Annotated in this window: 18 protein-coding genes; 9 read left to right on the top strand and 9 right to left on the bottom strand. The window is 37.4% G+C overall.

Going from position 1 to position 22,671, the window contains the following annotated elements; translation table 11 throughout:
- Window positions 1-769 precede the first annotated feature (769 nt).
- The 3 genes from BUC06_RS07925 to BUC06_RS07915 all read right to left on the bottom strand — a co-directional run bounded on the left by BUC06_RS07925 (window position 770) and on the right by BUC06_RS07915 (window position 6,349).
- A complete protein-coding gene (locus BUC06_RS07925) occupies window positions 770-3,763 on the bottom strand; it encodes a zinc-dependent metalloprotease (RefSeq protein WP_073332108.1) in 2,994 nt (997 codons plus the stop codon).
- Window positions 3,764-3,889: 126 nt separating this feature from the next.
- The gene (locus BUC06_RS07920) at window positions 3,890-5,518 is read right to left on the bottom strand and encodes an acyl-CoA carboxylase subunit beta (protein ID WP_073332105.1); all 1,629 of its coding nucleotides are present in this window, start codon (window positions 5,516-5,518) and stop codon (window positions 3,890-3,892) included.
- Between the two features lie 303 nt (window positions 5,519-5,821).
- Entirely contained in the window at window positions 5,822-6,349 is a 528-nt protein-coding gene (locus tag BUC06_RS07915) for a GNAT family N-acetyltransferase (RefSeq protein WP_073332103.1), read from the bottom strand.
- Between the two features lie 246 nt (window positions 6,350-6,595).
- Between BUC06_RS07915 and BUC06_RS07910 the strand changes: the two genes are divergently transcribed.
- From BUC06_RS07910 to BUC06_RS07900, 3 genes are read left to right on the top strand one after another with little or no spacing between them, the layout of a single operon-like run.
- Window positions 6,596-7,483 carry a DMT family transporter gene (locus BUC06_RS07910; RefSeq protein ID WP_073332100.1) on the top strand — a complete coding sequence of 296 codons (888 nt, stop codon included), beginning with the start codon at window positions 6,596-6,598 and terminating at the stop codon, window positions 7,481-7,483.
- Between the two features lie 13 nt (window positions 7,484-7,496).
- Window positions 7,497-8,579: a putative type IX sorting system protein PorV2 gene (locus BUC06_RS07905; protein ID WP_073332098.1), complete on the top strand. Its 1,083-nt coding sequence runs from the start codon at window positions 7,497-7,499 to the stop codon at window positions 8,577-8,579.
- A gap of 22 nt (window positions 8,580-8,601) precedes the next feature.
- Window positions 8,602-9,354 (top strand): hypothetical protein, encoded by a 753-nt coding sequence (locus tag BUC06_RS07900; protein ID WP_073332095.1) that lies wholly within the window; start codon window positions 8,602-8,604, stop codon window positions 9,352-9,354.
- A gap of 73 nt (window positions 9,355-9,427) precedes the next feature.
- On the opposite strand, the gene uvrC is transcribed toward BUC06_RS07900, so the two are convergent.
- A complete protein-coding gene (gene uvrC / locus BUC06_RS07895; RefSeq protein WP_073332092.1) occupies window positions 9,428-11,221 on the bottom strand; it encodes an excinuclease ABC subunit UvrC in 1,794 nt (597 codons plus the stop codon).
- Between the two features lie 88 nt (window positions 11,222-11,309).
- Entirely contained in the window at window positions 11,310-11,600 is a 291-nt protein-coding gene (locus BUC06_RS07890; protein ID WP_185116976.1) for a hypothetical protein, read from the bottom strand.
- A gap of 92 nt (window positions 11,601-11,692) precedes the next feature.
- On the opposite strand from BUC06_RS07890, the gene hutH reads away from it, so the two are divergent.
- The 4 genes from hutH to BUC06_RS07870 all read left to right on the top strand — a co-directional run bounded on the left by hutH (window position 11,693) and on the right by BUC06_RS07870 (window position 15,806).
- A complete protein-coding gene (hutH, locus tag BUC06_RS07885) occupies window positions 11,693-13,183 on the top strand; it encodes a histidine ammonia-lyase (protein ID WP_073332091.1) in 1,491 nt (496 codons plus the stop codon).
- A gap of 10 nt (window positions 13,184-13,193) precedes the next feature.
- Window positions 13,194-13,655 (top strand): DUF2059 domain-containing protein, encoded by a 462-nt coding sequence (locus tag BUC06_RS07880; RefSeq protein ID WP_073332089.1) that lies wholly within the window; start codon window positions 13,194-13,196, stop codon window positions 13,653-13,655.
- A 91-nt stretch (window positions 13,656-13,746) separates the two neighbouring features.
- Window positions 13,747-14,193, top strand: coding sequence for a GNAT family N-acetyltransferase (locus BUC06_RS07875; protein ID WP_073332086.1), 447 nt, complete (start codon window positions 13,747-13,749; stop codon window positions 14,191-14,193).
- A 116-nt stretch (window positions 14,194-14,309) separates the two neighbouring features.
- Complete coding sequence (locus BUC06_RS07870) at window positions 14,310-15,806, top strand: S8 family peptidase (protein WP_073332084.1); 1,497 nt, start codon at window positions 14,310-14,312, stop codon at window positions 15,804-15,806.
- Window positions 15,807-15,837: 31 nt separating this feature from the next.
- On the opposite strand, the gene BUC06_RS07865 is transcribed toward BUC06_RS07870, so the two are convergent.
- The 3 genes from BUC06_RS07865 to BUC06_RS07855 form a co-directional block, all read right to left on the bottom strand.
- On the bottom strand, window positions 15,838-17,007 hold the full coding sequence (locus BUC06_RS07865; RefSeq protein WP_073332082.1) for a carboxypeptidase-like regulatory domain-containing protein: 1,170 nt from the start codon (window positions 17,005-17,007) through the stop codon (window positions 15,838-15,840).
- A gap of 49 nt (window positions 17,008-17,056) precedes the next feature.
- Window positions 17,057-17,884, bottom strand: coding sequence for a 4,5-DOPA-extradiol-dioxygenase (gene ygiD, locus BUC06_RS07860; protein WP_073332080.1), 828 nt, complete (start codon window positions 17,882-17,884; stop codon window positions 17,057-17,059).
- Window positions 17,885-18,025: 141 nt separating this feature from the next.
- The gene (locus BUC06_RS07855; protein WP_073332078.1) at window positions 18,026-18,538 is read right to left on the bottom strand and encodes a YceI family protein; all 513 of its coding nucleotides are present in this window, start codon (window positions 18,536-18,538) and stop codon (window positions 18,026-18,028) included.
- 395 nt (window positions 18,539-18,933) lie between these two features.
- On the opposite strand from BUC06_RS07855, the gene BUC06_RS07850 reads away from it, so the two are divergent.
- Window positions 18,934-21,075 (top strand): S9 family peptidase, encoded by a 2,142-nt coding sequence (locus BUC06_RS07850; RefSeq protein ID WP_073332076.1) that lies wholly within the window; start codon window positions 18,934-18,936, stop codon window positions 21,073-21,075.
- A 234-nt stretch (window positions 21,076-21,309) separates the two neighbouring features.
- Complete coding sequence (locus BUC06_RS07845; RefSeq protein WP_073332073.1) at window positions 21,310-22,335, top strand: LLM class flavin-dependent oxidoreductase; 1,026 nt, start codon at window positions 21,310-21,312, stop codon at window positions 22,333-22,335.
- A gap of 47 nt (window positions 22,336-22,382) precedes the next feature.
- On the opposite strand, the gene BUC06_RS07840 is transcribed toward BUC06_RS07845, so the two are convergent.
- Window positions 22,383-22,610 (bottom strand): hypothetical protein, encoded by a 228-nt coding sequence (locus BUC06_RS07840; protein ID WP_073332072.1) that lies wholly within the window; start codon window positions 22,608-22,610, stop codon window positions 22,383-22,385.
- Between the last annotated feature and the right edge of the window lie 61 nt (window positions 22,611-22,671).

The raw sequence follows: 22,671 nt of genomic DNA, 5'->3' as shown, positions 1-22,671 counted from the left end.
CCACCAGCGCCGATGGTACTGCGAAAGCGGGAGAGTAGGCCGCCGCCAGTTTTTATTTAAAAGTCTCATACATTTATTTGTATGAGACTTTTTTTGTGATATACCCCAAAGAGAAAAGATAATAGACAAGAGATAATAGACAAGAGATAAGAGATAAGAGATAAGAGATAAGAGAAGGAATAGACCACCGCCACAAATCATTCATCATTTATCTTTGATAAGCAATAAGCGGAAATGGCTTGCCTATCTATCTATCTATCTATCTATCTATCTATCTATCTATCTATCTATCGCGGAACAATTACAAAATATCCGCTTCATTGTAAAAAAATTTTTTATTAAGAACCGGAAATATATTCGGATCAAGGAATCGAATAGGAACCAGAGATTGTTTTGTTAGTGAAAATGACTGATATACATTTTGCTTCTTCTAACACTGATTCCTTTAAGCACCTTTATATTCTGGATAATGCTATTCAGATATGTTGCTTTCAACTAAGTTAAAGACTAAAGGATTATCATAAGGATCAAACATCTAATTTGTAGAGTTGATTTCTTATCCTTACTTTTTATCCAATCTTTTCTAAATTTTTTAGAATCAAGCCTAAATTAATATTCCTGATTATGACTGTATAGAAAATTGAAGATAAAGATAAGTATTAGGACGATATTTTTTTTCAGTATTAATTTTTTTGGTGATAGCAATAGTAGAATATGAAACAAAAAAAGATGGTCTTTCAACCATCTTTATTCTACCTGAAAATTAATTTTATTTTTTAATAACAATCGTTTTATAGATCATAGCCTCCTTATTGAAAAGTCTTATGACATAAGAACCTGCCGAATAGGATGTGAAATTGATACTTCCCGAATATTTCTGTCTTCCGGTAATGTTTCGTCCAGACATATCATATAATTCATAATGGGTAATCTGTTTTTCAGTAATCACTGAAAGTATATCTTTTACTGGATTAGGTACAATTTTAATGTCACTAATATTCTGATATTCCTTTGTTCCTAAGCTTGAAGTAACCGTTAGTATTCTGGAATTTTTACTTTCATTTAGACAGATATTTAAAGCAATAAGCTCACTAGTACTTTTTCCAACAAACGTTGACACATTGGCTGTACTGTTGTAGGAAATACCCTTTACCATATAAGTTCCTGCGGGAAGAGCTGTAAAGTTTGCTGTAGAACTAACTGCCTGAATTTTACCTGTAGAATTGTTAATGGCAACAAATGTAAAACTGTAGCCCGCTGGTGTTGCAGAAGTCTCATATAAACTTCCAGGACCGGCCGCTGTAATGGTGTAGCTGGTCGCATTGGCAGGACTTGAAAAGTTTGAGATCACAAAATAATAATCAACTCCTTCATTTAATACTACTGCTTTTGCAGATCCGGTAGATGTATAACTTGAGCCGTTATAGTATGAATTGGAAGTCAAAAAGTTCGCCAGTGAAGCAGGACTTCCTGAATGTATTGAGGTAATAAGGAATCCTGAAGATTTAGAAAAAACATACGATCCGCTATCTGTAACTCTGAATTTAAATGTATTGGTTACTGCGTTGCTACTGGCAGAAACAGGCGCTGTCATTCCGGAGTTGCTGTATACAATGATGTTATTTGTACTAGTCCCCACATTATATACAAATGTTTTAGAAGTATATGCTGCATTTGCTGAGGGTGGTGGAGTCATATTAAGGTTAGCTGATGGACTACCTGAAATAGCAGTAACAGCAGATTGTGGTGTAATATAAGTGGAATAGGCCGCACAGTCTGATGTAATGGTAAAGTTATTATCAGAGACATCAAAAAATTCTGCATAAGGATTGATCACACCGACCACTTTTACCCTTGCTTTATCTGTAGAAGGAATATATGGAATAGTGGCATTATAGCTACCATTATTAAGAACATTGGATGCTAGAGTATAGGGAAATGATACACCTCCGTCGATCGATAATAATATATCGACATTACTTTTGATCGTATTGGTGTTATTAACATCCCACGTGACATTCACGGTAGTATTTGAAGCGACTGAAATACCTGTAGCATTTGGATATGAAACAGCTAGTGGTCCATTATTGCTTACTGTTACAATAATTTCATCAGAATCCAGCCCTCCGTTCGTTACATTGTTATCTCTTACCGTAAAACGGAATTTCATATTTCTGGCTACCAGCGGTAAAGCTTCGGCATCATTGGTAGGTGGATTGTTTTGATTATTAAGCACAAACTGCATCTTTGGAAAATACCTTTCAGTAGTTGAAATGCTTTGTTCAGAACGGAATAATGGCGCAGTAGTACTGTTGACCGCTGTATAACCGCCTGTACCGGTAATAGTGGATCCAAACGCGCCTTTATCATTAGCTGTAGCTACATCCGCCTGTTCCCAGGTGTAGGACAGGTTATTATCATTAGGATCAGTGGCGATTCCTTTAAGTTTGAATGGTGTATTTTTTGGGATCGTAATATCTACTCCGGCATTAGCTGAAGGAGGCTGATTGGTACTCGCTACAATAGTATAACAATTGGCCGGTGACTGCAAATAAGCAAGAATCTGGTCTAAACTTTTTGCATTAAAATAATTTAAATTATTATTTCCTGTATTGGTCTGATTATTAGGTGTTGAACAATTGGTAGAATATCCCATAATCGTTGATCCACCGCCAGGTTCAATGGCTGCGGCTGCATTCCATCCGCTTGTACAGAATGTCGGACTGCCGCTGCTGCCTCCTACTGCATTATAAGTATGTCCGGCAGAGAATTGATGACCCATTTCATGAGCAATTAATCCGGCAACAATCCCTTTAGGCATTGTAAGAGCCCACTGACTCCATGCTCTGGCCTTGGAAGTATTGTTACAGGGCTGCGGACCGGCCTGGCCCTGAGCTCCACCGCTGCTAAGAATATTGAAGGTGTGCCCTATATCATATTTATTATAGACCAGGGTTGTATTGGTGTTCAAGGTATTAAAACCGGTTTGTGAATTAGCAGCACTGGCAAAAGAAGGATCTACTGTGAACGGATCTGTAGCAGGATCTGTAAATATCAGGGTTTTATTGGTGGTATCTGCGATAAGACCAAATGTTACGGAAGCTTCGGATTCATAAATTTTGTTGATCAGATTGACCATATTGATCGCTTCCGCTAAGGCATCATCTGTATTTCCGGCAAAAGCCTGAGTGAATTCTCCTGTGGTAGCAACTGCCAGTCTGAATTTTCTAATCTGATTTCCAAATGGGAAATTGACAGCCGACTTTGCGCTTAATGATTGTTTAATGGTGGCTAATTCCTTAATGACATCATTCTCGTCAACCCCACAGATAAATCTTTCATCAAATTTTGAAAAAGCATTATATATCCTGTACTGGCCAGGGGATGTTTTGTAAGGTTCTACAATAAAATAGCCATTTTCATTCTTAATAATAGCATTAAGGTGATCTTTGAAGATCGACAGTTTTAAAGAAGAACTGCCATCGTTACTCACTCCATCAAAAGTAAGGATTGAATTTACCCTTTGCTCTGTAAGATTATTTTCGCTTAAATTAAATCTTATAGTTTTTCCATCTTCTGAAGGAAGTGTGATTGAGGCCTTTGATATTTTTTCCTTTTTTAATCGGCTTTCGCGAAATTGATTTTCAAATTTTTGAAAATCGAAAGGAAAAATACTGCCGGGAACCGATGATTCTTTTGAAATATCCTGACCCCAAAAAAGGTTAAAAACGATGAATAGAATGAATGTTAATTTAAGTTTCATGATGTGGTGATTTTTTTATAAAGTTAATCAATAAAAAGCAACGGCAACATGAATGATGTATCATATTGCCGTTTTATTGATATGTATTAAAGAAATAAATATATTATTAGTATAAGGTTAATATTTTCATACCTGAATAACTCCTAAGTTAAATTTTTCCGTAATGGGAGCGTGGTTAGCAGCTTCAATTCCCATAGAAATCCATTTTCTTGTATCCGTAGGATTGATGATGGCATCTGTCCAAAGCCTTGCAGCTGCATAAGTGGCTTCTGTCTGCTTCTGGTATCTTTTCGTAATGGTATCCAGAATTTCATTGTGTTCTTCCTCAGAGATTTCTTTACCCTGCTTTTTTAAAGTGGATTCCTGAATCTGAACTAAAACTTTGGCTGCCTGAGAGCCACCCATTACAGCAAGATCTGCCCAAGGCCACGCTACAATTAATCTCGGATCATAAGCTTTACCACACATCGCATAATTCCCGGCTCCGTAAGAATTTCCTGTAATAATCGTGAATTTTGGAACTACAGAATTAGAAACGGCATTGACCATTTTGGCTCCATCCTTAATAATACCGCCTTGTTCTGACTTTGAACCGACCATGAATCCTGTAACATCCTGAAGGAATACTAAAGGAATCTTTCTCTGGTTACAGTTCGCGATAAATCTGGTTGATTTATCTGCAGAGTCTGAATAGATAACACCACCGAACTGCATTTCCCCTTTTCCGCTTTTTACCAGTTTTCTTTGATTGGCAACAATTCCAACGGACCAGCCGTCAATTCTAGCCGTTGCACAGATAATGCTTTTTCCGTAATCCGGTTTATATTCTTCGTATTCTGAATGATCAACCAGACATTTGATGATTTCATAGGTATCATACTGTTCCGCTCTGGAAACAGGTACAATTCCGAAAATATTCTCAGGATTTTCCTTTGGAGGGAAGCTTTCAATTCTGTCAAAGCCAGCTTTTTCAGTGCTTCCAAGAGATTTCATGATGTTTTTGATTCGGTTTAAAGCATCTTTATCATCTTTAGCCTTATAATCTGTAACTCCTGAAATTGAGCAGTGTGTAGTAGCGCCTCCTAAAGTCTCATTATCCACACTTTCACCGATAGCAGCCTTTACCAGATAACTTCCTGCAAGGAATATAGAACCTGTTTTATCTACAATCATAGCTTCATCACTCATAATAGGAAGATAAGCACCTCCCGCAACGCAGCTTCCCATTACTGCAGAGATCTGAACAATTCCCATGGAGCTCATTTTAGCATTATTTCTAAAAATTCTTCCAAAGTGTTCTTTATCTGGGAAAATTTCATCCTGCATAGGAAGATAAACGCCGGCAGAGTCTACAAGATAGATAATCGGAAGTTTATTTTCCATTGCAATCTCCTGGGCTCTGAGGTTTTTCTTTCCCGTGATAGGAAACCATGCGCCTGCTTTTACAGATGCATCATTCGCAACAACCAGACACTGTCTGCCTGAAACATATCCCATGACAACCACAACTCCTCCGCTTGGACATCCGCCGTGTTCCTGATACATTTCATAACCGGCAAACGCACCAATTTCTATGGAATCTGAACCTTTGTCGAGAAGATATTCAACTCTTTCTCTTGCTGTCATTTTTCCTTCATCACGAAGCTTTTGAAGCCTCTTTTCACCGCCTCCTTTTTTTATTTCAGCGAGCAATTGATTGAGATCGGATAATTTTAATCTATTTTGATCTTCCCGTTTGTTGAATTCAAGGTCCATAAAATTTCAATTTTTTACGGCTAAAGATACTATTTTTAAAATGAATCCGGACTGAAGTAAAACAAGTGTTTAATATATTGGTTCTCAGAAATTTGTGAAACTTTTAACAAAAAAATGTTTTTAAATTATTAATATTTTTTCTAACTTTACTTCAGAGTTATAGGGATAATATTCCTTGTTAAATACTCTAAGTTCCTAGTTTATTTTTTTAATAGTTTATTATTTGAAGGCCCTGAACGTTGAACAAATTTTCAGGGTTTTTTGTGCTCATATTATTAAAAGGAGGAAAAGATTCATGAAAAATTATGCTGAGTAATATTTCCTGTATTCGATAATATGGAGAAAGGATGATTGAGTTTTATATCTCTTATATTTTGTATATGGTCTAAAACCTAATTTTTCCGGTATTTTCCTGCTGGCCGTATTATTCTGATCTACGGGGTACAGGATATATTTAAATGTGAAATTATTTTCTAAAAATTCAATAAGGGCTTTTATGATTTCTGTTCCCAGGCCTATACCTTGTGCGCTCTTTTTTAACCATAGACCCAGTTCTACCGATTCTTCTGTTCTATTATGGATACCACAGCAGCCTAAAAAGTTGTTTTTAGAGTCAATCACAACCATTACCAGGTCGGTATTATCTGAAAGTGATCTTTTTGAATCTTCCACAAACTTTAGAATATCATTTCTGTCTCCTTCCGGGTTGAAAGGCATATATCTTGTAATTTCTGAAGTGAAATAGGTATTGATATCATCCACATACCATTCTTCTACGGGTTGTAACAACAGTCGATCTGTCTTAATTCTAATGTCTTTATTTAACTTCATTACCCAAATCTAACATTTTTATGGTATACATCAACGGCATCATGATATAACTACTTCTTTTATTTGACATAAAGTTTTAATACGATCCTTATTTTCTATTTTCAGCTGATTGTGGAAAATTATTCAGGAAAAGTAAGATGAAAACGGATTAATTATTTTTTTATTAAGGTAAAATTTATATTTTTTATGAGATTTGTAAAAGCCTATTTGTAAATTTGCCTGTTAAAAATTTACAGAAGATAGGATATGCAAAAATTAGCACTTTTCAGACTGCATTTGATTGTTTTTTTATGGGGGTTCACTGCAATCTTGGGAAAGCTGATTCATGCCAATGCCCAGATTCTGGTGTTTTACAGAATGCTGTTTGCTGCCATATTTCTATTTGCATTCATCAGGATTTATAAAAAAGAGAGTATCAAAGTATCCTGGAAAATATTTTTCCAGCTGGCTGCTATTGGTTGTGCTATGGCACTGCACTGGTATTGCTTTTTTTATTCCATTAAAGTCTCCAATGTTTCTATAGCGTTAAGCTGTTTATCCCTTTCCACCTTATTTGCCTCCATTTTAGAACCTGTTATTTTTAAAAGAAAGATTGATCTGTCGGAAGTCGTTATGGGTGTGGTGATTGTGGCCTGTATATTAATGATCTTTAAAACAGAGTTTCATTTTAAGGAAGGAATTATTTATGGGATTCTCTGTGCGGTTTTTGGGACTGTCTTCAGTGTTTTTAATGGTAAGATGTTTGGGAAAACGAGTTCAGGGAATATTATATTCTATGAAATATTCTGTGGCTGGCTGGTTCTGTCTATATTTTATATGGCCACCGGACAGATTTTTCAAATGGATGAAATAAACTACAGAGATCTGGCGTTAATATGCTTGTTGGCAAGTGTTTTTACTGCTTTTCCTATGTTGGAATCAGTGAATCTGATGAAATATATTTCGCCCTTTACGCTAATTTTAACAGTTAATTTAGAACCGGTCTACGGAATTATACTAGCTTTTTTTATCTTTGGGGAATCAGAAGAGATGAGTCCGATATTTTATGTAGCTTCAGGCGTTATGATACTGGCAATCATTGTGAATGGATTAATGAAATCCAGAAAAAATAAAAAACTAAAAAACTTTAACTAAGCATCAAATTTATATGATGAAGAAATATTTTTTACTTGCATTTTCACTGCTGTTTGGGCTTTCTCAATCTCAGATCATAAGAAAATACTCCAATGAATTTTTAAATATCGGAGCTGGAGCCAGAGGTCTCGCTATGGGAGGCGCTGTAGTATCCAACCAGGATGATGTGTATTCCCCGATGTGGAACCCGGCTGGTTTAATGGCGATTGAAAGAGACTGGCAGGGAGCAGCAATGCACGCAGAATATTTCGAATCAATTGCAAAATACGATTATCTCGCCTATGCAAAAGTATTGGAGGAAGGCGTATTTGGAGTTTCCGTAGTAAGATTAGGCGTAGACAATATCCTGAATACTACTCAGATGATCGATGCTGAAGGAAATATAGATTATGATAAAATCACAAAATTTTCCCAGTCTGACTATGCGGCCATTCTTTCCTATGCCTTTCATCCTGCAGGAAATCCTAAACTGGATGTAGGGGTGAATGCTAAAATTGTGTACAGAAATGTAGGAAAATTTGCCAGCGGGTATGGTTTTGGTTTTGATATCGGAGCCATTTATAAAGCTGACAACGGATGGAAATTCGGAGGGATGTTGCGTGATGCCACTACTACGGTCAACTTTTGGAGTATTAACCAGAAGGAACTTTCAACCGTGGTGAACGGTGAGGAGTTTAACCCGGCACCAAAAGATAAAATGGAATTGACGATGCCTAAACTGAATGTGGGGGCAAGTAAAGTATTCAATATTAACAGCAGTCTTTATGTATTACCGGAAGCAGGAATTAATGTTGATTTTGCTAAAACAGCAGCTTTGGTGTCTACGGATTTTGCAAGTTTAACACCTTATGCGGGGGCTGAACTTGGATATCAGAAAATGATCTTTGTAAGACTTGGGGTCAACAGATTCCAGTCGATCACAGATATTGAAGATCTTAAGAGAAAAGTTTCTTTCCAGCCAAGTGCCGGTATAGGAATCAAATACAGAGGACTTACCTTAGATTATGCAATCACCAATTCCGGAATCGGAGGGTCAAATTTCTATTCTAATTTTTTCTCTCTTAAATTGGATATGGGACAATTTAGAAATGACTAATTTTAGAATGTAATTTAAAGCAATGAAAAAGATTTCAGTATTAGCATCATTTTTTTTGGTAACCGCGCTTTTTGGGCAGAAAGTTTCAGACTATAAATATATTTCTGTTCCTGAAAAATTCAAAGATTTTGATAAAGAACCTTATGGACTGGAAGCATTACTGGTAAAGGGACTGACCAATAAAAAATATACAGTGGTGAATGGATCAGTTGATTGGCCTTCAGAAGCTAAGGATAATCCTTGTAGCGTTTTATATGCTAATCTTTTAGATAATAGTAGCTTTTTAAAAAATAAGGTCCTTATAGAAGTTAAGGATTGTAATGAAAAGGTTCTTTTTTCTTCTAAAGGATCTTCTAGCATCAAAGAATATAAAGAAGGGTTTCAGGATGCTTTGAAACAGGCTGTCGTAGCAGTTCCGGTTTCTTATCCTGTAGAAACCGTGCAAACTGTAAAGAAAGAATCTGTATCTAATCAATCTGTAAATAAAACAGATGAACCTTCATCTTCATCTGTTTCAGAAAGTAAATCAGGGAAATATACGAACGGTAAGCTGAACCTTCAGAAAATACAGGTTGATCCCAATCAGTTTATCCTTGCGGACAGTGGTAGTTCTGTGCCATTCGCTGTTTTTAAAACGTCTTCAAAGAAAGAGGTTTTCAGAGTAAAACTGGCAGACGGAACTTATACCATTGGATATTTTGAAAATGGAAATATCGTTATTGATATTCCGCAATCCAACGGAGAGTTTGCTAAAGAAGTATTTTCATCAAAATAAATTGATAGAATCCTATCAGACGATAGACGATCCTTAACCCAAACGAAAGAATGAGTTAAGGATTTTTTATTTCCTAAAGACTATTGAAAAAATCATGAATGACCTTCGCTTTACTTTTTCCAAGAATCTCTTCGAGGGTTTCCAAACTCGATTCCTTGATTCGTTTCACCGATTTTAATTTAGAAAGGAGAAGCTCAATTGTTTTTTCTCCGATACCCGGTATCTCTTCCAGTTCAGATTTTATAGTTGAATTTTTTCTTCTCGTTCTGTGATGTTTCACCCCAAAACGGTGAGCTTCATCCCTTACCCGTTGTAGAATTTTCAATGTTTCCGATTTTTTATCCAGATATAACGGAATGGAGTCTTCAGGAAAGAAAATTTCCTCAAGCCTTTTCGCGATCCCTACAATGGTAATTTTTCCGTAAAGCCCTAAAAGTTTTAAACTTTTTACAGCAGAAGAAAGCTGTCCTTTACCTCCATCGATCAGAATCAGCTGGGGAAGATCCTCTCCTTCGTCCAGTAACCTTTTATAACGCCGGTAGATCACTTCTTCCATCGTAGCAAAATCATTGGCGCCTTCTACCGTTTTTGGGTGAAAAATTCTGTAATCCGCTTTGCTGGGCTTTCCGTCTTTAAAAACAACGCAGGCAGAAACAGGATTCGTACCCTGAATATTCGAGTTATCAAAACCTTCAATATGTCTTGGTTCTATAGGCATTCTAAGCAGTTTCTGCATTTCAGCCATAATTCTGTTCGTATGTCTTTCCGGATCTACGATCTGTACCTGTTTTAATTTTTCTAAACGATATTCTTTGGCATTTTTTTCTGACAGTTCCACAATCCTTTTTTTATCACCCACCTTGGGAACGATCAGTTTTACATCAGGGATTTCTACAGACAAATGGAACGGAAGCAGGACTTCTTTGGAATCAGAGCTGAACTTCTGCCGGATTTCAATCAATGCTTCTTCCATAATATCCTCATCAGTCTCCTCAAGAATTTTTTTAATTTCTGTGGTAAAACTCTGGATAATATTTCCGTTTCTGATTTTAAAGAAATTCACATAAGCAGCCGTTTCATCACTCGTCATTCCAAAAACATCCACATCGTCAATATTAGGGTTGACAACCGTGTTTTTAGCCTGATAATCTTCTAAGATATCCAGTCTTTCCTTGATGATCTGTGCCTCTTCAAACTTAAGATTTTCTGCCTGTTTCATCATCTGATTCACAAGATATTCTTTTGCTTTCCGGAAATCCCCTTTAATAATTCCCCGGATGGCATCTATCTTTTCATCATAATCTTCTTTGCTTTCCAGATCCTCACAAGGTCCTTCACAGTTTTTTATATGATATTCCAGACAGACTTTATATTTTCCTTCCTCTATTTTGTTAGGTGAAAGATTAAGGTTGCAAGTTCTGAGCTTATAAATATGTTTAATAGTATCAAGTAAAATCTTTGCGGGACGCACTTTAGCATAGGGTCCGTAATATTCAGATCCGTCTTTGACCACATTCCGGGTCAGGAAAATTCTTGGAAAGTTTTCGTTTTTAATGCAGATCCAAGGATAGGTTTTATCATCCTTCAACAATACATTGTAAAAAGGGCGGTGTTCCTTGATCAGGTTATTTTCAAGTAAAAGCGCGTCGTATTCACTGTTAACGATCGTTGTTTCCAAGCGTACAATCTTTCCGACCATTATTTTGATACGGTAGCCGGGAAGATTTTTATTGAAGTAGGAGAGAACCCTTTTCTTTAAGTGTTTGGCCTTTCCTACATACAGCAATTGATCGTTTTTATCATAATAACGATAAACGCCTGGCTCTGATGGTAAAGTTTTAAGCTGTAATTCTAAAGAAGGATTCATATAACAAAATTACGGAATCCATCCGGGATTTAAAAGAACAAAAAAATTACAGAATTTTCTGCAGTTGTAGTGATATGATTAAAATATTTTATCCGTTGCTCATCGCAGTGTATTTGTTGATCAGGAAGCTTAAATAATCTCTTTCAACAGCGTTTTTAGGATATTTTTTCATGAATTCAGCATTGTCGACAAAAAGGACATCGTAATGATCGTCAAAGTCATCCTTGTGAAGCCACATGACCTTATCTCCTTTTTTTACATAATAAGATTTGATAACACCACCACCAAGCTGTGGATAGCCCATCATAGAAATAACTCCCGTTTCTTTAGCTCTCAGATTATTGATAATAGTTTTTAATTTTGGCTTTAAGAATAGCAAATGAGTTGGCGTAACGGGATAAAAATAGAAGACTGTGAAATTTAGCTTTTACAATTATTGTTAAATGCGTAATTTTAAGGAAATTTTTAGAAATGATATACGGTGTAGATGTTTTCACTTTCCATGATGTTCTGGAAATCTGTAAAAAGCCAAATAAAGCTAAACTTAATAAAGCAGCCAAAGAACAGATCCTAAAATCTCAGAAAAACGTTCAGAAAATAGTAGAGTCCGATAGATGTGTCTATGGCATCAATACAGGTTTCGGACCACTTTGCGATACTAAAATATCAGCTGACGAAACTGCCCAGCTGCAGTATAACCTTATTATTTCCCATGCAGTAGGTGTTGGAAAGCCTATTAATAAGGAGTTTTCAAAAATCATGATCATTGCTAAAGTTCATGCATTGTCTAAGGGATTTTCAGGAGTTTCCCTGGAAGTGATCGAAAGATTGATTTTGATGCTTGAAAAAGATATCATTCCTGTAGTCCCGGAGCAGGGTTCTGTAGGAGCATCCGGAGATCTGGCACCTCTTGCTCATCTTGTACTTCCATTGCTCGGATTGGGACAGGTTTGGGAAGGTGATGAAATCTTTGAAACGATGGACGTTTTAGAAAAACATGGTCTTGAACCCTTGGTTTTGGGTCCGAAAGAAGGTTTGGGACTGATCAACGGAACCCAGTTTATTCTGGCTCATGCAATCAAAGGTCTTGAGAAATTTGAATACTTACTGAACTTGGCAGATATGACTGCTGCGATGAGTATTGAAGCGTACAGAGGTTCTGAAAGTCCATTCAAAAAAGAGCTTCACGACATCAGACCTTTCGAGGGAAGTAAAAAAGTGGCGGCAAGAATGGTGAAGTTTTTAAAAGGTTCTGAAAACATGAAAGCGCACGAAGAATGTGAAAGAGTTCAGGATCCTTATTCTATGAGATGTGTGCCACAAGTGCACGGGGCCAGCAGAAATGCATTTGAACACCTTAAATTGATGGCTGAAACAGAACTGAATTCCGTAACAGACAACCCTGTCGTATTAAGTGCTGAAGAATCTATTTCCGGAGGAAACTTCCACGGACAGCTGATGGCACTTCCTTTGGATTATGCTACGTTGGCTGCTGCTGAATTAGGAAATATTTCAGACAGAAGAAGTTATTTATTATTGGAAGGTAAATACGGGCTTCCAAGATTATTAACAGAAAGCTCAGGATTGAATTCAGGATTCATGATCCCGCAATATACCTCAGCAGCTCTCGTTACAGAAAATAAAACATTGTGTTTCCCTGCATCGGCAGATTCTATCCCTACAAGTTTAGGTCAGGAAGACCATGTTTCTATGGGAAGTATTTCCGGTAGAAAGTTCAATCAGGTTTTAGGAAATCTCGTCAACATTCTGTCGGTAGAATTAATGTTTGCCGCACAGGGATTAGAATTCAGAAGACCTTCTCAATGCTCGAAGATCATCGAAGAAAATTACGCTGTAATACGTTCTAAAGTTAAAAAACTGGAAGACGACAGATTGATCGGAAAAGATATGCTGGCAATTGCAGAGTTAATCAACGAAAGAAAATTCAACGTTGAAGTTTAGTTGGAGTAAAATGAAAAAACTAATCACTACAGTAAGCCTTTTAGTAGGAACACTTCTTTTCTCCCAGACATCAGAAGCTAAGGTTCGGGAGCTTATTAAAGTCATGGGTGCCGATAAAATGGCCATCTCGGGAATGCAGCAACAGATGCAGGAGATTAAGAAAAACTCTCCCAATATTTCGGATGAATTTTTTAATGAATTTGTAGCAGAAGTGACAACGGATAGAATCACTGAAGTTTATATTCCCATCTATGCTAAGTATTATACCGAATCAGAAATTGATGAACTTATCAAGTTCTATAAGTCTCCTGTTGGGAAAAAGACGATTTCCGTTTTACCGGACATTATGAAAGAAAGCATAGATGCAGGAGGGAAAATGGGAAGGGATATAGCGATTAAAGTGAAAGAAAAGCTCGATAAAAAGGCTGGTTATCAAAATCCACCACCACCGATGCCTGAAAAAAGTAAATAAAAACAAATAAATTCAAAGCTTCCTCTCACCGGGGAAGCTTTTCTATTATTTTAAATGTTTAAATTGTATTAAATTTTTAAATCAATACATAATGACTACAAAGAGAACTGATTCCTCAAACATCGACTTTCAGAATTTAGTCAGGCTCCTGGATGCCGATCTTGCAGTACGTGATGGGGAAGATCATGAATTTTATCACCAGTTCAATTCAATTGATATGCTTAAAAATTGTGTAGTAATTTACTCGGAAGATATTGCGGTGGGTTGCGGTGCTTTCAAACCTTTTTCTGAAGATACGGTAGAAATAAAAAGAATGTATACCCATACAGAAAGCAGGGGGAAAGGATTTGCTTCAAAGATATTGGGTGAACTGGAAATCTGGGCGAAAGAAGAAGGATACAGCCAATGTGTTTTGGAAACAGGAATTAAACAAACGGAAGCCATTGCACTGTATGAAAAATCCGGTTACAAAAGAATTCCCAATTATGGACAGTATATCGGGGTTGACAACAGTGTCTGCTATGAAAAAGAAGTATAAACTTTTTTAAGATCAATACACCAATTGATATTCTTGTAATACTAAATTCATTTTTTCTAAGCTTTCAATTCACATCAAAGTGTTATATTGTGGTTCCAAACCATAAAAATAAAACTATGAAAAAAAGTGTACTGTACCTATTGGCACTCTTTTTTGTTTTGAATTCATGTAACAACAGAGATGACCTTCAAAACGAAAATCTTACCATTGAAAATGTTCAGAATGATCCTTTAACAGGGAAACAGATCAATGCAGAAATCAATAGCACGATCAAGAATACAGGTTCTTTCAACTGGAAAAATGCTTCCGACCACCTGCTCTGGAGTGCTATTTTCAGAGGAAACAGAATGGTATCCATCGGATTCGGATCTTCAAAAGATGATTTTGACCGAAGTCTTTCTCCGGATAATAAAAGCATAGAAGCTGAAGTTTTAGGCGTTATAAAAAAATATGAAGGCGTCGAACAGACGCGATTTCTCACCTCTTCAGATCAATATCTCAATCAGATAGATGTGATCATTGAAAAGCAGGAAACCATCACAGCGCTGAGAAAGATGAAAACCATTCGTTATGTGGAGCCGGGAGATTATCATTATTTTGAAATAGAAAACAGCCTTAATGCCAATGCAAAGTCCAGCGGTTCCTCATCAGGATGCGGATTTGAATCTACGGCTTTAAATGCTGCAGACTACACCACTACAGCTCCCAATGCCAGAGTTCCGTGGGCGTTTACCAAGCACAATATTCCAAATGCATGGAGCTACAGTACCGGAGCAGGCGTGACCATCGGACTTATTGATACCGGCGTTTCACCTGAGCAGACGTTATTGGGAAGCAATTTTAATACAGGAGCTTCTTCCGGAAGAACGATCAATAAATTTGGATCTTATGTGAATGGATCTACCACAGATGGTCCGGCTGACCAGTGTGGACACGGAACAAAAATGGCTTCTGTGATGGCTGCTCCAAAAAATAATGCAGGACTTCCGGTAGGAGTTGCATACAATGCCAATCTGATTACTTACCGTGCTGCCTCCAATGTAGTACTGGAAACAGCAAGCGAGCAAAACGGAGTTAAAACAGCATTTACAGATCTGGCTAATACTACCAGTGTGAAAATTATTTCCATGTCGATGGGGCACATTTTCTCTGTGGGAAAAATTGAAGATGGAGTAAAATATGCCTATTCCAAAGGAAAACTGATCTTTTGTGCAGGAGGAACTTCTACCAGCTTTACCAATTTCGTAGGCGTTATTTTCCCGGCAAGTATGTCTGAAACACAGGCTGTCACCGGAGTAAAAGAAGGAACTTCCAATCAGAAATGTGACGTGTGCCATTCCGGAAGCCAGATCGATTTTACTTTTCAGATGGAAAGAGCCAATGGAAATACAGTTCCGGTGTTAAGTTACTATAATAATCAGGCGGATTATGTAGGAGGTTCATCGGTAGCTACTGCTGCTACTGCGGGTATCGCTGCACTTGTTTGGTCGAAGAACCCATCATGGACAAGAGAACAGGTTCTGAATAAAATGAGACAGTCTGCCACCTATTATCCTACCGTCAATTCAAGCTATGGATACGGGAACATAAATGTTTTGCAAGCAGTACAATAATAAGTTTTAATAAAATCTAAAGGGGAATATCTCAGTCTCCCAGCTGATAATCCAGTGGAAGCATGTTTTCAATTTTGTTTTTTGAAAAATCGCCTTCATTGATGAGCTGGTCCGGATTGGTGATATTCCCTTCTTTTGAAACCTCAAATACCTCACCTTCCGGATGCAGAAAAGAGGTCAGTACGACAGGCATGTTACCTTTAATGAACTCCTTTCCTTTATGCTCGTAGAAATATTTCTGATAATTGACCTGAAGCATATCCTTGAAACTGAAAAGAACCTTCCCGTCTTCTCTGGTTACATAATCTGAATCCGGAATAAGGGTTTTTACGATCGCCAGTGCGTAGGGCTTCTCGCTGTTCTTCCTTTGTGAAATATCACGGATATTGTCAGGAATTTTTACCATCGCTGAACTTCTTACGATTTGTTTAAAATCTTCCAGCAGTTTCAGTTCTTCTCCTGTAGGATATTTTGGGTTGGATACTTTTACCACATGATTGACCACAAATTTATCCTGGGAGATCTTATTGTCATAAATGCTTCTGAAAAAATGCAGCATACTTCCGTCGTAAGCATTCATTCGGTTAAGTTTTGTTCTATCCGTGTTTTTTGTTTCCGTGAAAAAGCTCGTTCCTGTATAATTGACTGAGTTTTTATTTAAATCAAGAGAATAGCTGATAAGATTGTATTGGATCTCATAGCCCAGATTTTTATTTTCGATGATTAAAGTATTGGGCGCTTTTACTTTCAGAAACCTATTCTTTTTGTCGTAGGAAAATTTCAGGGTCTTCTGATTTTTGATCTTTACATGTTCGCGGTCGGCACCTATAAAAGTGTCGAGAAAATAATTAATATAATTCCTGTAGGCTTCTGAAGTATACGGAATAAGCCTGATTTCTTCAATCGCATTGGTTTTATTCAAAACCACTTTCAGATTTTTATTCACAACCTCTGAAACAGCTGTTGCAAAAGTGTCATACTCATCCTTTTGGAAAATCACATTTCCTTGGCTTCCTGAAGAAATACTTAAGCTAAAACTTCCGTCCTCCTTTGAAATGGTTCCTGTTTGGGTGCCATCAATATAAATATTTACACCGGAAATCTTATTTCCGGAATCGTTCACAATATGCCCTTTAATGATCTGAGCCGTTATACTATAAAAAGGGAGTATAAATAAAAATAGTAATATCGCTTTTTTCATGGTAAAACAATATTACTAAATTTCTAGTGATAAAAAAAGAACAGCACCATTATCCGATCCTTACACTGGTCATGCTTAGTGATCCGCCAATCAGCTCATCATTAAATAAAGAAAGGTTTTCAGCCTGATCTTTTAATCCTAAGGTATATATCAGCGGAAGATAATGATCCGGTGTAGGAACTGCATATTGCAGGAATGTGCCTTGATTCTGGTAATCTATTATATTCTGGAAATTTCCATCCAGAAGCCAGTTGTTTGTCTTTTCTCTTGCTTCCACAGCCCAATCCCAGCCGGCGCCAACCGTGTCTATGTTTTTCCAGTCGATCAGGCGAAGATTATGCACAATATTCCCGCTTCCAATGATCAAAATTCCTTTTTCACGGAGTTTATTCAGCCTTTTGGCCAGATCAAAATGATATTGTGGTGGTTTTGTATAATCTATGCTTAACTGAATCACAGGGATGTCAGCTTCCGGATACATATGTTTGATGACCGACCATGCGCCGTGGTCAAGTCCCCAGTTGTGATCTTCCTCCACCAACACAGGAGCTAAAAGTTCAACGGTTTCTTTCGCCAGTTCCGGATTTCCCGGAGCAGGATATTGCACATCGAACAAAGCTTTTGGAAAACCACCGAAATCATGGATTGTTCTAGGCATATCCATTGCAGTGACAAAAGTTCCCTGCGTATACCAGTGTGCAGAAATACAAAGAATAGCATTAGGCTTTGGGATTTCCTGAGCCGCTTTTCTGAATCCCTGGACAAACTGGTTTTCTTCAATAGCATTCATCGGCGAACCGTGCCCAAGAAATAAAACAGGCATTCTTTGGGTATTTCCAAAATTGTTACTGATGTTTTGCAGATCGTTAAGATTCATAAATAAGGGGGAAATTAAAAAAAGGTTCAAGGCTTTTAGAAAAATACCTGAACCTTCTTATGTTGTGAATAGGATAATTTTTGTTTAAATGCTAAGTTGCCAAAAATTGACTCCTTACCGTTACACAAAAATTCCGTTTTATTATGCCTGTTTTACAAACTGTAATTCTCCGGCAATTTTTACTTCTTCGCTTACCATTACGCCCCCTGCTTCAAGAGCAGCGTTCCAGTTCAGTCCGAAATCTTTTCTGTTAATCTTTCCTTCAAAAGAAAAACCTGCCTTTGTATTTCCCCAAGGGTCAACGTTGATCCCACCGAAGTCTACATCTAAAGTGATAGGTTTTGTGATCCCATTAACCGTAAGATTTCCTGTTACTTTATTATTCAAAGCCTGAGATTCAAAGGTAATAGAAGGATGTTCCTCTGTATTGAAAAACTCTGCAGACTTTAAGTGATTATCTCTGTCTGTATTATTCGTGAATACAGAATCAGTCTGGATCGTAGCTGTTGTTTTAGCGTTGCTAAATGTATCATCTTCAGATTCAATTTCAGCAGTGAATGTTCTGAAGTTTCCTTTAATATTTGAAATCATCATGTGTTTTACTTTGAAAGTAATTTCACTATGCGTTGGGTCTAGGTTCCATTTTGTTGCCATTGTATTGTATTTTTTGTTTGTTATTGATACTGCAAATGTAGGGTACATGACCTATACGAGTCATTGATTTAGGATAAGAAATGTTTTTTTGTGTGAATGGTGAATTTTGCTACGCAAGTTAATGGTTGATTATTGGGGCTAGTAAAATTCACAATCAACGAATCACAATTCACTGTAACTTTTATTTTAATGGTCAATTCGCTTCGCAAGTCAATAGTCAATTATTGCTGCTGGTAAAATTCACAATTCCCACTATTGTATAGCCAACTATTTATACCATTAAGTTAAGAATTAATTTTTATCCATCTATTAATCCTATTTTATGAATGTTTTAATTTAACATTTATTAACGGATGGTATTTATTTCTTATTTTTGAGGGATTCAATTTTATACAATGAAATTACATAAATTTTCTTTATTGATGCTGGTTTTGGGCAGTTCTGCATTTGCGCAGACCCAAAAATTCACCATGGCGGAGGCAGTAAACGGACTGAGAACGAATCTTGCTGTGAAAAATATTTCCCAATTTTCATGGGCTCCGGACGGTAAATCTTATATCCAGGCTGTAAAAGGAGGGTATCTGATGACCGATCTTAAGACCAATAAGCAGGATACACTAGTATCTTTGACCCAATTGAACAAATCATTCTCTGATGCTAAACTGAAAGCAGTTCCTCAGATTAAGTTCATTAGTGGTTCAAACGGGTATTTTAGTGCAAATGACAAAATGTTCTGGATCGAAAAATCCGGAAACGACTGGAAAATAAAAACAACTACATCTGTCGATGGAAATGCTTCCAACGTAAAAATGTTCGGAGATAACCAGACTTTTGCCTTTACCGTAAAGAATAATTTGTTTGTCAACAAAAACGGGAAAACAATCGCTGTAACCAACGACTCTAATGAAAATATCATCAATGGAGGGGCGACGGTTCACAGAAACGAATTCGGAATTGATACAGGAATTTTTCCCGCTCCCAACTCTGAGGCGGTAGCATTTTACAGAATGGATCAGACGATGGTAGCAGATTACCCTGTTATTGACTGGTCGGTAACGCCAGCGGTCAACCGCAACATCAAGTATCCGATGGCAGGTCAGAAATCCCACGAGGTAACTTTAGGTGTTTATAATATTAAAAATCAGTCGACCACTTTCCTGAAAATTGAAGGTGAAAAAGATCAGTATTTAACAGCGGTTACCTGGAGTCCGGATTCAAGATATATTTTCGTAGGCGTTCTGAACCGCGGACAGAATCATGTAAAAATGAATCAGTACGATGCAGCGACAGGAAATTTCATAAAAACTTTATTTGAAGAAACCAGTGATAAATATGTGGAGCCTCAGCATCCGCTTACCTTCTTCCCGAATTCCAATACAGATTTTATCTGGCAGAGTCAGAGAACAGGATACAACCATCTGTTCCACTACAGCCTTGAAAAAGGACTGGTCGCTCAGATTACAAAAGGAGACTGGCTGGTAACCGATATTTTAGGCTTTAATGATAAGAAAAAGGAAATTTACTTCACTTCTACGAAAGAAACTCCTTTGGAAAAACATTTATACAAAATCAACTGGACGAACTTTAAAATGCAGCGTTTGGATGATGCAGCGGGAGTGCATACAGGTGTACTGAGCAATGACGGAAATTATTTATACGATATCTACAGCAATGCAGGAACACCAAGGTCAGCCAATATTATTAATACAGGCACGGCAAAGTCAACCAATATTCTTACCGCTGAAAATACATTGAAAAATTATCAGAGACCTGAAATTAAAAATGTAGAATTAAAAGCTGATGACGGTACACCTCTTTATGGAAAGATCATTCTTCCTACAGATTTTGATGCCAGCAAAAAGTATCCGGTGATCGTTTACCTTTATAACGGACCACATTTGCAATTGGTGACCAATACGTTCCCGGCATCCGGAAACCTTTGGTATGAATATATGGCTCAAAACGGTTACATTATTTTCACAATGGACGGAAGAGGTTCTTCGAACCGTGGACTGAAGTTCGAGCAGGCGGTCTTCAGAAATCTGGGAACAACAGAAATGAATGACCAGATGAAAGGAGTAGACTATTTAAAATCACTTCCTTACGTTGATGCTCAGAAAATGGGAATCCACGGATGGAGCTTTGGTGGATTTATGACCACAAGTTTCATGCTTCGTAAGCCGGATGTATTTAAAGTGGGCGTTGCAGGAGGACCGGTGATCGACTGGAAAATGTATGAAATCATGTACGGAGAAAGATATATGGATACACCGGAGGAAAACCCTCAGGGATATGCTACCGCTAATCTTTTGGATAAAGTTCAGAATTTAAAAGGAAAATTACTGATGATCCATGGTGCTCAGGATGATGTCGTGGTATGGCAGCATTCTATTAAGTTTATCAAGTCTGCGGTAGACAACGGAGTTCAGCTTGACTATTTTGTATATCCTGGACATCCGCATAATGTGATCGGAAAAGACAGGGTTCATCTGATGCAGAAAGTAACTGACTACTTTGATCAGTATCTGAAGAAATAACAATGAAATCCAGCTGCAAGGCTGGATTTTTTATTTAACAGAGAATATGTAAAGTGGATTAATCATAAAATTATCTGATAACACATTCCGTTGCTGATTCTTTTCAACTCTTGTAGTATCTGTGCAGGAAACCTGTCTTAAAGACAATGATCCTATCTTAACAAACATCAATGTTTTTCACCTTTTTCATCCGTAATTTTGTTAATCTAAAATCTAAAATCTAAAATCTAAAATATGGAATTAGGAATAGGAATGTTTGGTGACCTGGCTTTTGATCAGGCAACCGGAAAATATAGAGATGCAGGCGTAAAGATCCGTGAGATATTGGATCAGGTAAAATTAATGGATGAGGTAGGTATTGATGTTTTTGCAATGGGAGAACATCACCGTCCGGATTATGCAGTTTCTTCACCGGAAATGGTGCTGGCTGCTGCGGCAAGTATCACCAAAAATATAAAACTGGCAAGTGGAGTGACTGTTTTAAGTTCTTCAGAACCGGTAAAAGTATATGAGGATTTTTCAACCTTAGACCTGATATCAGACGGAAGAGCTGAAATATTCGTCGGAAGGGGAAGTTTTATCGAGTCATTTCCTTTGTACGGATATTCACTGAATGACTACGAAGAACTTTTTGATGAAAAACTGGAATTGCTTTTAAAAATCAATTCAGAAGAAAATGTAACCTGGTCAGGAAAGCTCCGTGCACCCATGCAAGACCAAACGGTTTATCCGAGAGCGAAAAATGATGGGAAACTGTCGATCTGGAGAGCAGTAGGAGGAACTCCGCAGTCTGTTTTAAGTGCTGCGAAATTAGGAATGCCTTTGGTGGTAGCCATTATTGGGGGAATGCCGGTACAGTTTAAAAATCTGGTAGAATTTTATAAACAGGAATATCAGAAAGCGGGGCATGATATGGATAAAATGCAGATCGCTATTCATTCTCACACTTTTGTAAGCGATGATCAGGCCGTTGTAGATGGGTATTTCAATAATTATAAATCCCAGATGGACCGAATCGGGGCAACAAGAGGTTGGGCTCCTTACACGAAAATGCAGTATGACGGTGGAAGAGGAAGGGAAGGCGCATTATTCATCGGAAATGCGACAGAAGTTGCTGATAAAATTGCCTACATGAAGGAGATTTTTGGAATCACAAGATTCATCGGGCATATGGACATTGGAGATCCTGCTCACGACATCATGATGAAATCCATTGAATTATTTGGAGAGAAAGTAAAATCGGTTATTCAAAATCTATAGAAAGAAACCTCTGCTGAATAAAAGCAGAGGTTTTTTTATGAACAAAATCATCCTTCCAAAGGTTGATAATAAGCAATGGCCACTTGCGGATGGAATGCAAACATGAACGTTTCAAAACCAATTTTACCTGTGGCTCCGTGACTCACGAGATCCCTGCCATCAATAATATCAATCAGAAAAAGATCAGGTGTGTAAAAAGTAAGTCCTATTTTGTGTTTGGAAAGATCTTCAACATGAGAACTGATCAGATTCAGCTTAAAACTTTCGTTAAACAACGGTTACTCAAATCTCTAAGAAAATCAGGAGTGCATCTTCACTTAAAGCTTCAAACTCCAG

The sequence above is a fragment of the Chryseobacterium carnipullorum genome, from assembly GCF_900142785.1.
Classification (GTDB): domain Bacteria; phylum Bacteroidota; class Bacteroidia; order Flavobacteriales; family Weeksellaceae; genus Chryseobacterium; species Chryseobacterium carnipullorum.
Note: the sequence above shows the minus strand (reverse complement) of the source record. Positions and strands in the feature narration are given on the sequence as shown.